12 protein-coding genes are annotated in these 12,279 nt (G+C 59.2%); 11 read left to right on the top strand and 1 reads right to left on the bottom strand.

Annotated elements, in window-relative coordinates; all coding sequences use genetic code 11:
• Nucleotides 1-701: 701 nt before the first annotated feature.
• From pnuC to ACP7D9_RS20640, 8 genes are all read left to right on the top strand, one after another.
• Entirely contained in the window at nt 702-1,265 is a 564-nt protein-coding gene (gene pnuC / locus ACP7D9_RS20675) for a nicotinamide riboside transporter PnuC (protein ID WP_101159575.1), read from the top strand.
• Nucleotides 1,262-1,786 (top strand): AAA family ATPase, encoded by a 525-nt coding sequence (locus ACP7D9_RS20670; RefSeq protein ID WP_426159534.1) that lies wholly within the window; start codon nt 1,262-1,264, stop codon nt 1,784-1,786. Before pnuC ends, ACP7D9_RS20670 begins: the two co-directional genes overlap by 4 nt.
• Before the next feature lie 333 nt (nt 1,787-2,119).
• On the top strand, nt 2,120-2,569 hold the full coding sequence (locus ACP7D9_RS20665; protein ID WP_426159418.1) for a hypothetical protein: 450 nt from the start codon (nt 2,120-2,122) through the stop codon (nt 2,567-2,569).
• A 1-nt stretch (nt 2,570) separates the two neighbouring features.
• Complete coding sequence (locus ACP7D9_RS20660; protein ID WP_101159573.1) at nt 2,571-3,143, top strand: adhesin; 573 nt, start codon at nt 2,571-2,573, stop codon at nt 3,141-3,143.
• A 73-nt stretch (nt 3,144-3,216) separates the two neighbouring features.
• Complete coding sequence (locus ACP7D9_RS20655; protein WP_312999439.1) at nt 3,217-4,200, top strand: heme utilization protein; 984 nt, start codon at nt 3,217-3,219, stop codon at nt 4,198-4,200.
• A 65-nt stretch (nt 4,201-4,265) separates the two neighbouring features.
• A complete protein-coding gene (locus ACP7D9_RS20650) occupies nt 4,266-4,946 on the top strand; it encodes a C39 family peptidase (RefSeq protein ID WP_039760558.1) in 681 nt (226 codons plus the stop codon).
• A gap of 43 nt (nt 4,947-4,989) precedes the next feature.
• Nucleotides 4,990-5,736 carry a hypothetical protein gene (locus ACP7D9_RS20645; protein ID WP_101159570.1) on the top strand — a complete coding sequence of 249 codons (747 nt, stop codon included), beginning with the start codon at nt 4,990-4,992 and terminating at the stop codon, nt 5,734-5,736.
• Nucleotides 5,737-5,781: 45 nt separating this feature from the next.
• Nucleotides 5,782-7,098 carry a hypothetical protein gene (locus ACP7D9_RS20640; protein WP_426159416.1) on the top strand — a complete coding sequence of 439 codons (1,317 nt, stop codon included), beginning with the start codon at nt 5,782-5,784 and terminating at the stop codon, nt 7,096-7,098.
• 89 nt (nt 7,099-7,187) lie between these two features.
• Here ACP7D9_RS20640 and ACP7D9_RS20635 read toward each other — a convergent pair whose 3' ends face one another.
• Entirely contained in the window at nt 7,188-8,513 is a 1,326-nt protein-coding gene (locus ACP7D9_RS20635) for a sigma-54 dependent transcriptional regulator (protein WP_101159568.1), read from the bottom strand.
• Nucleotides 8,514-8,832: 319 nt separating this feature from the next.
• Here ACP7D9_RS20635 and ACP7D9_RS20630 point away from each other — a divergent pair, with 319 nt between their 5' ends.
• The 3 genes from ACP7D9_RS20630 (at nt 8,833) to nhaB (ending at nt 12,242) form a co-directional block, all read left to right on the top strand.
• Nucleotides 8,833-9,099 (top strand): hypothetical protein, encoded by a 267-nt coding sequence (locus tag ACP7D9_RS20630; protein WP_101159567.1) that lies wholly within the window; start codon nt 8,833-8,835, stop codon nt 9,097-9,099.
• 253 nt (nt 9,100-9,352) lie between these two features.
• Entirely contained in the window at nt 9,353-10,642 is a 1,290-nt protein-coding gene (locus ACP7D9_RS20625) for a hypothetical protein (protein WP_101159566.1), read from the top strand.
• A gap of 97 nt (nt 10,643-10,739) precedes the next feature.
• Entirely contained in the window at nt 10,740-12,242 is a 1,503-nt protein-coding gene (gene nhaB, locus ACP7D9_RS20620; RefSeq protein WP_312999421.1) for a sodium/proton antiporter NhaB, read from the top strand.
• The last annotated feature ends 37 nt before the right edge of the window (nt 12,243-12,279 follow it).

Here is a 12,279-nt window from a genome sequence, read left to right as displayed (position 1 = left end):
CAAACACTGTGGGACTGGGCTTGCTCACGAAAGCGGCCGGTCAGGCGAATTTTCTGTGTCTGACTCAATGTCTTCGCGAGCAAGCCCGCTCCCACATGAGATGGGTGGGGTTGGCCGGAATCCGCGCATAACCGCAGCCCCTGTGGGAGTGGGCTTGCTCACGAAAGCGGCGGGTCAGGCGAATTTTCTTTGTCTGACTCAATGTCTTCGCGAACAAGCCCGCTCCCACATGAGATGGGTGGGGTTGGCGGGAATCCGGGCATAACCGCAACCCCTGTGGGAGTGGGCTTGCTCACGAAAGCGGCGGGTCAGGCGAATTTTCTGTGTCTGACTCAATGTCTTCCCGAGCAAGCCCGCTCCCACATGAGATGGGTGGGGTTGGCGGGAATCCGGGCATAACCGCAACCCCTGTGGGAGTGGGCTTGCTCACGAAAGCGGCCGGTCAGGCGAATTTTCTGTGTCTGACTCAATGTCTTCGCGAGCAAGCCCGCTCCCACATGAGATGGGTGGGGTTGGCGGGAATCCGCGCATAACCGCAACCCCTGTGGGACTGGGCTTGCTCACGAAAGCGGCCGGTCAGGCGAAGAAGATGTCGGCTGGACAGGCCATTTCGCGAGCTGGTTCCTTCCCAGCGGGTTCTTCAGTGTTTGGGTGAATGCAGTACAATCCGCCCCCTTCTTCATTCCCCCAAAGGAATCTTCATGTCCGGGCTTGAACTGTTCGCCGCTGCCCTCGGTGTGATCGCCGTGTGGCTGACAGTCAAACAGAACCCGTGGTGCTGGCCCATCGGGCTGGTCATGGTGTTGCTCTACAGCTGGATCTTCTTTGAAGTGAAGCTGTATTCGGACATGTTGCTGCAAGTGATCTACGCCGCGCTGCAGATCTATGGCTGGTGGCAATGGACCCGCGCCGGGACGATGCATGACGGTCGCGAAGTCAGCCGCCTCGACACGCGCTCGTTGCTGCTGGGCCTCACCACTGGTGCGATCGGCAGCGTACTGCTGGGCGCGGCGATGGCGCACTGGACCGACGCCGCGCAGCCGTGGCTCGATGCCGCGCTTACCGGTTTCAGTCTGGTCGCGCAACTGTGGATGGCGCAGAAACGCCTGCAATGCTGGGCGCTGTGGTTTGTCCTCGATGTCATTTTTGTCGGCCTGTTCATCTATAAAGGCTTGTACCTGACTGCTGGCCTCTATGCGCTGTTTACCCTGCTCGCCGTACAAGGCTGGCGAGAATGGCGCGCCGATCCGGCGTTGCGCACATGAAAGTCGTCGTGCTCACGGGCCCGGAATCCACCGGCAAGAGCTGGCTGGCGGCAGGGTTGGAACAGCGCTTCGGCGGCGTGCGCGTTGATGAATATGTGCGTCGGTTCATCGAGCAAAATCCCCGCGACACCTGTTTGGCGGATATCCCCGACATCGCCCGAGGCCAGTTGCAATGGGAAGATCTGGCGCGTGCGAAACAGCCCTCCCTGCTGATCCTCGACACTCACCTGCTGAGCAACATTCTCTGGAGTCAGACCCTGTTCGGCGACTGCCCCGCCTGGCTGGAACCCGAATTGCTCACACGCCATTACGACCTGCACCTGCTGCTGTCGCCGCAACAGATCGACTGGGCCGAAGACGGCCAGCGCTGCCAACCAAATCTTGAAGATCGCATGGCCTTCTACGAAGCCACCCGCGCCTGGTTGATTCAGCACCACCAGCCGCTGCAAGTCATCGAAGGCAACTGGGTCGAACGTCAGACTCAAGCGTTCGCGGCGGTCGAGCGTTTGCTGTCCGATTAAGGTCAACACGCCGCCAGTTCGAGCACATCTGTCCGTTTTTGAAACACTCCTGAGCGCGCAAAGTCCCCGTCCAAACGTGGTTCATGACTGCGTCACGTCCTCTGTTACGTCGATGAAACACATCGGCGCAAACCCTTGTTCCAGAGCTTTGTAACGCCAGTCGCCATTCCCTCGCCCACTGAGGTGTCTCAGCGCTGAAACAGTGCCCGCTACAGGCCATCCTGCAGATCAGCCAAGTAACTGAAAACACAGATCAATTCAAAACCGGCACAGCTTTCGCTCTCTCCTTCACAACGCTGAACAACCCAGCCCACTGAAGAAGGAATCGCAGCCGTGGGGACATTCAATAAAAGCCTGACCTGCCTCCTGCTGATCGGATCAGCAGCCAGCGCATTGATCAGCGTCGACGCCCAGGCTGAAGGCAACGGCGTGATCGTTCTCAACCGCGATGTTCAGCCGATCCCGATCGGCCGCAATGGCGGTAAAGACCCCTACCCGACCACGGTCAACGCCAACCCTTCGGCGCGGATCAATCAGACCCTCAGCAGCACCGAACTCAGCGATGGCGATTTCGCCAGCGTCGCCAGCGGCTCATCGATTCGCGGCAACATGACCACGCCCAGTTCCAACCTGCCCGGCATGAACACCCTGACCAACCAGAACGGCCTGCCCGGTATGCGCACTGGCAGTGGCGGTGGCTCCGGCGCGTCGATTTCCAACACTGTCAACCGCGCGATGAGCACCGGGCTGGCGCCTCTGACTCGCATGGCCGGAGGCCAATGACATGAATCGCACCCTGCTGCTTCTCGCCCTGCTCGGCTGCACCAGCGCCATGGCCGATCCGGCTTCGGTCAACAAGGCAAATATTCAGGATTCCGGTGCGCAGTATCGCGGCAACTTCAACGTCAACCAGGCCGCCGGCGATCAAATGCAACAAGCCAACGTCAAGGCGATTGCCATCGGCACCGAATCCCATGCCAGCACCCGCGTCAGGCAGAACATCGACGCGCCCGCCAGCCGCGCCATCGACGCGAGCGCCAACATCGGCGGCAGCTCTTTCAGCAATGGCAACGGCATCCTCGGCGTGAACCAGGGCGCCGGCGCCAACAATCAAATGGCCAACGTTACCCGGGTCAGCATCAGTGCCGGCCCGCAGAGCGTTGACGACAGCGCCCTTTCGCAACAGAACGTGGCGTTTTTACCGAGCTCAGGAGCAACTGGTACCTCAATCGGCAGTCGCCAGGTCACGACCAGTGATCAGGCCTTCACCGGCAGCCGCGGGGTAATTCAGGTGAACCAGAGTGCCGGGGTGGGGAACCGCATGGCTAACACCCTGAGCATCCGGGTCGCTGACTGACCCAAACACCAAGCAGTGCAATTAGAAAAGCCCCAACACTTAACCAACTAATAAGCACGACGGAGAAACAACCATGAAACCTACAATGGCTCTCAAACCACTGGTTTTCGCACTCGCAGCAGTGATGGCAATGGCAGCACAGGCCGACGGTCGTGGTAACGGGCATGGCAATGGTCACGGCAATGGTCACGGCCAGCCTCAGGGACCTAACCTTGAACAACTGCTGCAGATCACCGCAGGCGCTGGCGCCGCTGTACTCGACGCGCAAAACAGCGACGGCAACGTGGTAAAAAACCAGGGCACCCTGAACAACGCCAATGCCAGCGACTCGCTCAACGGCTCCAACGGCAACATGGGCGCCAACGTTGCAGCCGGCGACGGCAACCAACAGGACAACGCTGCGGCGCTGGCCACCGCTGACGAAAGCTTCATCTTCGGCAATGCTGTTGCAGCCTCGAGCGCGACTCAGGTGAACAACAACAACTACGTGAAAAACGCCTCCACCTTCAACAACGCCACGCTCAACAATGCCGGCAACAACGGTTCGGGCAACATCGGCATCAACGTGAGCTCGGGCAACTTCAACCAACAGAAAAACAACCTCGCCATCGCTGTGTCCGGCGGTCGTGTAGCCACCGCTGCAGCCTCAGCCAACCAGTCCTCGACTGGCCTGGTTGTAGAAAACAAAGGCGTGCAGGCATACAAAACCGACACCCTTACCGGTACTTATGCAGCCGCTGGCACGTTCAAAGCCAAAGGCACCGCGACCATCGAAGACGACAACCATGGCGGTTGGGGTAACCGTGGCGGCGGCCACGGCGGTAACGATGATCAAAAAGCCAAGTTCGAAGCCGTGGGTACTTTTGGCCTCGCTGGCGTCACCACCCAACAAGTGCTGACCAAAGACGGCTGGAAAACCCCTGTCGTCAACAACGCCAACATGACCAACTCGATGAACAACTTCTCCGGTAACGGTGGAGCCAACGTCTCGGCCGGTGTCGGCAACCAACAAAGCAACTCGCTGTCCATCGCTGCAGGTTGCAAGGCCTGCATGTAATCGCGATCGAAACGAAAGCCCCGGCAACGGGGCTTTTTCCCAGGTTCCACCAGGCGTATTCGATCATGCGGACTCCTGCCCTCCTCGCTCTGCTTTGTCTGTGCGGTCTGACTCAGGCGGCGCAAATGCCCGTCGCTGCCCTGCCGGGTGGCGTGCTGGTCTACAAGGACGTGCAAAGTATTCGTGAGCGCAAGTTTGCCGACATCGTCGAACAGAAAACCGATTTCAGCTGCGGCGCGGCTGCACTGGCGACGGTCCTGCGCCAGGCCTATTGGCTCGACGTCGATGAGGAGCACATCATCAAAGGCATGCTGGTCAACGCTGACCAGGACCTGGTGCGAACCCAGGGTTTTTCCATGCTCGACATGAAGCGCTACGTAGAGAGTATCGGCATGCGCGCCCGTGGCTACCGGATCCCGCCCGAGAAACTCGAAGCGGTGACCATTCCGGTGGTGGTTCTGATGGACATTCGCGGCTACAAGCACTTCGTCGTCCTGCAGCGTTCGGACAAGGACTGGGTCTACATCGGTGATCCGGTTCTGGGTCACAAGCGCTACAAGCACGATGACTTTGTCAAAGGTTGGAACGGCATTGTCTTTGCCATCGTCGGCCCCGGTTACGACAAGGCCAACGCCTTGCGCAGCCCTCCGGTGCCGCTGACGGCGAAGAACTCGCTGGACGGTTTCAACCCGGTCAAAGATGCGGAATTGATGGATTTCGGGTTCATTCAGAGCGACTTCTTTTAATCGCCGAGTTAGAGAATGGGACTGGACGTCCCGGGAGCTGCAGATGAAAACCTCATACTGGCTGGCCGCCGCCTGCCTGGCCGCGAGTGCGTCAGGTTTTGCCCATGCCGGATTCAAGCCCATCGAAATCAAAGACCAGGAGCTCGCCGAGCTGCGCGGTCGTTACGTCATGCCGGGGCGGATCATCAGCTTCGGCATTGTCATGAGCAGCACTTGGCGCAACGCCAGCGGCGACTTGATCGGGGCCGCAACCTCGATGCAGATCCAGGCTGCAACCGTCAAACCGGAGTTCTATGTCTCGACCATCAAGGAGTCGGGCAACGGCAGCACGCCCACCTTGGGCACCGGCACTGTCATCGGCGGCGCCGGCCTCAACAGCACGCAAGGCGTGACCCAAAGCGTGCGCGCGGCGGGCGATAGCAACACCGCCAACAACAATGTCGCGATCAATGTCAGCGAAGCCAGTCAGGCGCCGGCACTGGCGCCGTCGCAAGGTCAGGCGCTCGTCGCCGGTCAGACCATTACCGGCAGCAACGGCGCCGGCAGTGTTGCGGTTTCAGCCAATGGCGGTGGCGTGCAAATGGCGATTCAGGCCAGCGGCAACCAAGGCACCGCGCTGCAACAGGTCGCCCAGGGCGGGCTGCTGCAGAACACCCGCTTGCTGGGCAGCGCCAACGTGGTCAACAACCTCACGCAACTCAACGTCGTACTTAACAATAACGGCAGAAGCGCCGGTGCACTGGACTGCAACCTGACTCAACTCGGGGCCCTACGCAATATCGGATATTGAACTACGCTGAGTCTCGATCATTGGGCTTAAAGGGACGGCTTATTCATGTATCGATCAGTATCACTGCGTGCTGCAGTGTGTTTGAGTACCCTTCTACCGGCGGCAATGCTGCAAGCAGCACCCGACGCCGACGTAGAAGCCCTGAAACGGGAACTTCTGGAACTGAAACAACGATACGAAGTACAACAACAAGCCCTGGCGGTACTTGAACAACGGGTCCGCCAGGTAGAAGAACAACCCGCCGCCCCACCGCCAAAACGGCTGGCCAAATCGCCGTCCGACATGAAAGGCAATCGCGTCGCCGCCGCAGCCGCCACAGGCACCGGTGCGGCCGCTGCATCGGGAGGCGCCGCCGGGGGCAGCGGTGCTTCCTACGGTCAATCGCTGGCCGACGATTCGCAACCGGCGCAGAGTGTTTCCAACCTGTATGACGAAGCCAGCGGCTTCTTCGGTGGGGGCAAGTTCAGCGTCGAAACCGGCCTGACCTATTCGCGCTACGACACCCGCCAGTTGATCCTCAACGGTTTCCTTGCGCTGGATTCAATCTTCCTCGGCAACATCAACCTCGACCGGATCAAGGCCGACACCTGGACCCTGGACCTCACCGGCCGCTATAACTTCGACAACCGCTGGCAGTTCGATCTGAACGTGCCGGTGGTGTACCGCGAGTCGACTTACCAATCCGGTGGCGGCAACCAGGGCGCGGCCGGTGTCACTACTGAAGAAACCGTGACCAAGGATCCAACCATTGGCGACGTCAACTTCGGTATCGCCTACAAGTTCCTCGACGAGTCGGTCAATACCCCGGACGCCGTTGTCACCCTGCGCGTCAAGGCGCCAACCGGCAAAGACCCGTTCGGCATCAAACTGCGCCAGACCGATGCCAACTCCAACCTGTTCGTCCCCGATACCCTGCCCACCGGCAACGGCGTCTGGTCGATCACCCCAGGCATCTCGCTGGTCAAGACCTTCGACCCGGCGGTGCTGTTCGGCAGCCTTTCCTACACGCACAACCTCGAAGAGTCGTTCGACGACATCAGCTCCACCATCAATCAGAAAACCCCAGGCAAAGTGCGCATCGGCGACAGCTTCCAGATCGGCGCCGGTATCGCCTTCGCACTCAATGAGAAGATGAGTATGTCGTTCTCGGTCTCCGACCTGGTGCAGCGCAAAAGCAAGCTGAAGCAGGACGGCGGTGATTGGGAGTCGGTAGTGTCGAGTGACGCCAACGCCGGTTACTTCAACGTCGGCATGACCATTGCAGCCACGGACAACCTGACGATCGTGCCTAACTTGTCGATTGGCATGACGGATGATGCACCGGACTTTTCGTTCAGCCTGAAATTCCCGTATTACTTCTAACGCAAAGCAAAAGATCGCATCCTTCGGCAGCTCTTACATTGTTCCGTGCAGGAGCTGCAGAAGGTTGCGATCCGTTGATCTTCAGCTAATCAACGAATCTGATGCTTGTGCAACAACCGATAAAAAGTAGGCCGCGAAACTCCGAGGACTTTCGCGGCCACACTCAAATTGTCACTGTGCCTATTCAACACATCACACAACGCCTGCCGTTCCGCCCGGGTTTTGTAATCCTCCAGCGTGCCCATTGGGGTAGCAATGGAATGCTGACTGATCAATCCCAGATCCCGGGCTTCAATCTGCCGCCCCTCCGCCAAAACCAACCCGCGCCTTACCCGGTTAGCCAGCTCGCGCACATTTCCCGGCCAGTCATGCTTGCCCATCGCGATCAACGCATCCTCGCTGAAGCTACGAGGCCGGCGCCCGGTTTCATGGCTGTAGAAATGCGAAAAGTGGTTGGCCAGCATCGACAGGTCGCCATGGCGTTCGCGAAGGGGCGCGGTCACCACTTGCAGGACGTTGAGCCGGTAATACAGGTCTTCGCGAAAACGCTTCTTCTCGATCGCTGCTTCCAGGTCAACGTGAGTTGCTGCCAGCACGCGTACATCCACCGGTATCGGCTGACTGCCGCCTACCCGCTCGATGTGCTTTTCCTGGAGAAAACGCAGCAGACTGGCTTGCAGTTCCAGCGGTAGATCGCCAATTTCATCGAGGAACAACGTGCCGCCATTGGCGGCTTCGATGCGCCCGACCTTGCGCTGATGCGCGCCGGTAAAAGCGCCTTTCTCATGGCCAAACAATTCGGACTGGATCAGGTGCTCGGGAATTGCCCCGCAATTGATCGCTACGAATGGTTTGTTATGGCGCTGGGATTGACGATGCAGCGTGCGGGCGACCAGTTCCTTGCCAGTGCCGCTTTCACCGCGAATCAGCACGGGTGACTCGGTGGGCGCCAGTTTGCTCAGCAGTTTGCGCAGTTCGCGGATCGGTTTGCTGTCGCCGAGCAATTCGTGTTCGGGTTGGTCGACATGGATCGTCCCCTGCCCGCGCAAGCGCGCCATGCCGAACGCGCGGCCGAGGGTTACCTGGACGCGTGAAACATCGAAGGGCAAGGTGTGGAAATCGAAAAACCATTCACAGACGAAGTCGCCGACATTCTGTAAACGCAGGACTTCCTGGTTGAGCACGGCGATCCACTCGGTGCCGCTGCGGCTGATCAGCTCTTTGACCGCCTCGGGACGCTCCAGATGAAAAGGTTGCAGGCGCAGCAGGCCGACATCACAGGCGCGAGCGGCGGCGTTTTCCAAATTGCAACTGTCGACATCCCAGCCCACGGCGCGCAATCCGGGCAACAGGCGATGGCAGTCGTCGCAGGGATCGACCACCAGTAAACGTCTCGACGCAGGCGCTTCGCTCATGACTGTTCCTTGGCGCCAAATTTGATAAATGATCGTAAAAACAGTCGTTTGGCAGACCCGGTTGTAACACTAGCAAGATATTGACGCAGGCTTGTACCGATTGCTTATAGGCGAGGTGTGAAAGTAGTTATAAGAACTGCAGTTGTTAGTTAGCTATCGACTATTTAATGATCCTGATTCGCGCGCACTCAAGTTAAAAAATCTTTGTGTCATTTGTGACCCACCCCCCGGTTGCGTGCATCAGTACAAGTAACCCGCCGCACGGTAAGCCCAACCGACGGCACATCACTTGATTGGGCGCTAATAGAGAGAAGAACCCATGACTGCCCCGCTCCGTATCAACGAAGCCCTTTTGATTGCCAACCACGCGTTCAAGCCTTTCCAGTGCGTGGCCTGGGCGCCACAAGACGGCAATGGCGAACTGAGCCTGACCGTCGTCGACCGCACCAATTCCCACATCGGTCGCAAACAGATTCCGAGCAGCGCCTACTCTGATCCGGCGCAACTTGAGCAACTGCTGCAGCAGGCCCGCGCCGAACTAAGCGAAGACGGCCACCTGTTGCAATCCTGGTCGATGCCACACTGATGATCGAACAAGGGCGGATGACCTAAAGTCATCCGCCCTTGTTATTGTCGCAAACCGTTAGTTCCCGGGTCAGGTTGCTTGAATACTTGGCTCGCTTGCGACTGGTTCAACAAGACACTGTTCTGGCACAGTGCGACCGTCGTTCTGTTGATTTGCCCAGTTGTACTTCTTGCGGTTCAGGGATTGAATGTTTCGCTCGTGCAGTCAGCCTCCCAATCACTGGGTATCGGTTCACTCGCAAGGAGACGCGTGCATGACTACCCTGAACACTTATGCGCTGCCCACTGCATGGAACAACTCCGGCTCGCTCGACCTGTCGTTCGCTATTGGCGGTATCGCGCAGGTGTACTTCGCCGGCAGTCTGTCCAGCCAGACCCAGCATGTCGCGCTTGATGCACAGGGACGGATTCTGGTCGCCGCCAAGGTTGGCACGCCAAGAGGCAGTCGTTTTGGCGTGGCGCGGCTGCTGGCCGATGGTTCGGCGGATTTGTCCTTTGGCAGCCAGGGTAGCGTGATCGGCAGCTTCGTCGGAGATTTCGAGGCCAGGGCCGGCAAGGTTCAGGTGTTACCTGACGGGAGGACGCTGCTGGCGGGCCTGCATTATGAAAACGCCCATCGCACCCTGCCCGCCCTCGCCCTGTTTGATGCCAACGGCCAACCAGACCGAACCTTTGGCGATGACGGCTTCCAGGTCGTGCGGCTTCCCGGCGAACTGTCCATCGGCACCCGCGACAACTGGTTGCCGCCGGGCGTGCCGGGTGTCGAAGCCTGTGATTTCGCGGTGCAGGAAGACGGCCGCATTGTACTGATCGCCAACCATCATTTCAGCCTCGCCGATCACGCCGGGATGCTGATTCGTCTGCAGCCCGATGGCCGTCTGGATGAATCGTTCAACGGGCGCGGATTTGTCATGGTCCGCCACCTGCTGCTCAATACCTGGTTGAGCACGCTGCTGTTGAAGCAGGATGGGCGCATCGTCGTCGCAGGTTCCATCGACTTCCCGCAACAAGGCCTGCTGGCGGTGTATCGCCCCGATGGAAGCCTGGATGAGCACTTTGCCGTGGACGGCTTCTTGGCCTTCAAGGCGCACGGCAATAGCGCACAGGTCAGTCAGATCATCGACTCCGACGACAGGCTGCTTTGTTTCGGCAGCAGCCGCGATCCGATCCGCTGCCTGACATTTGTGCTGCACGCCAACGGCCGTCCGGACTCGCATTGTCACCATGGCCTGCCCCAAGTGCTGGATATCGGTCCCAGTGGCTGCCAGTGGAACGCCGCCCAGTTGATGAGCGACGGTCGAATTATCGCTGTCGGGGCGACCATCGGCGGGGTCGAGGCGGACTTCATGGTCGCCCGCTATCAACGCAATGGCAGCCTCGATCCAGCGTTTGGCCAAGGTAGCGGCTGGCTGCGCACGCGACTGGGCCGAAGTCTCGATACGGCCAACTCCCTGGCCGTGCAAACGGACGGCGCCATTGTTGTCGGCGGGTATTCGCTGGATGGCAACTACCGGGCAATGGTCGCGCGTTATCTGAATCAGTGAGTATTCGACGGCCAACGCGGGGGGCGAGTTGATCGGCGACTTGATCTTCCCTGAAACATCCGGCAACTTTCGCGCTTCTTAATAAAAGGAGCAGCCGATGTCCGGTTCAATCGCCCAGGCGTTAGCGCACAACTTCCTGGGGCAGTCGCCACGTTGGTACAAGGCGACTATCGTCGGGTTTCTCATCCTCAATGCCGTGGTGCTGTTCACCGTAGGCCCGGTCGCGGCAGGCTGGCTGCTGGTGATCGAGTTCATTTTCACGCTGGCCATGGCGCTCAAGTGTTATCCATTGATGCCGGGCGGGTTGTTGTTGATTGAAGCGCTGCTGCTGAAAATGACCACGCCGCAAGCGCTCTATGACGAGTTGGTGCACAACTTCCCGGTCATCCTGCTGCTGATGTTCATGGTGGCCGGCATTTACTTCATGAAGGATTTGCTGCTGTTTCTGTTTTCGCGGCTGCTGTTGGGCGTGCGTTCGAAAGCCATTCTGGCGCTGATGTTCTGCTTCTTGTCGGCGTTTCTCTCTGCGTTTCTGGATGCGTTGACGGTGACGGCGGTGATCATCAGTGCGGCTGTGGGGTTTTACTCGGTGTATCACCGGGTCGCTTCGGGCAATGATCCGCGCCAGGACAGTGAGTTCACAGATGACCGCCAGCTGCCGAAGCTGCATCACGAAGACCTCAATCAATTCCGCGCTTTTCTGCGCAGCCTGTTGATGCATGGCGCGGTCGGTACGGCGCTCGGTGGTGTCTGCACGTTGGTCGGTGAGCCGCAGAATCTGTTGATCGGTCATGAGATGGGCTGGCATTTCGGTGAGTTCTTCCAGAAAGTTGCCCCGGTGTCGCTGCCCGTGCTCGCGGCGGGTCTGGTGACGTGCGTGCTGCTGGAGAAGCTGCGCTGGTTCGGTTACGGCACCCTGCTGCCGGATAACGTGCGTACGGTGCTGGCCAACTACGCTGCCGAGGACAACGCCGAGCGCACGCCACGCCAAACGGCAGCGTTGCTCGTGCAAGGTGCGGCAGCGCTGATTCTGATCGGATGCCTGGCGTTTCACTTGGCTGAAGTCGGCCTGATCGGTTTGATGGTGATTGTGTTGATCACTGCGTTTACCGGGATCACTGACGAACATCGCCTGGGCGGTGCGTTCAAGGACGCCATGCCGTTCACGGCGCTGCTGGTGGTGTTTTTCGCGGTGGTGGCGGTCATCCATGATCAGCAACTGTTCGCCCCGCTGATCCAGTGGGTCCTGGCGCTGCCAGTGGAGCAACAGCCGGGCATGTTGTTTATCGCCAATGGCCTGCTCTCGGCGATCAGCGATAACGTGTTTGTCGCGACCATTTACATCACCGAAGTGAAACAGGCGTTCCTCGCCGGGCACATGAGTCGCGAGCATTTCGAGACATTGGCGATTGCGATCAACACCGGCACCAACCTGCCGAGTGTGGCGACACCCAATGGTCAAGCCGCGTTTTTGTTCCTGCTGACCTCGGCGATCGCGCCGCTGGTGCGCTTGTCGTACGGGCGGATGGTGTGGATGGCGGTGCCGTACACCGTGGTCATGGGGTCTCTGGGTTGGTATGCAGTGAGCTATTGGCTCTGACCAACACTGAATAAACCTGTGGGAGTGGGCTTGCTCA

This window comes from Pseudomonas sp. TSRC2-2 (assembly GCF_049897785.1).
Taxonomy (GTDB): domain Bacteria; phylum Pseudomonadota; class Gammaproteobacteria; order Pseudomonadales; family Pseudomonadaceae; genus Aquipseudomonas.
The sequence above is the reverse complement of the archived record's forward strand: the minus strand, read 5'-3'. Positions and strand labels throughout refer to the sequence as shown.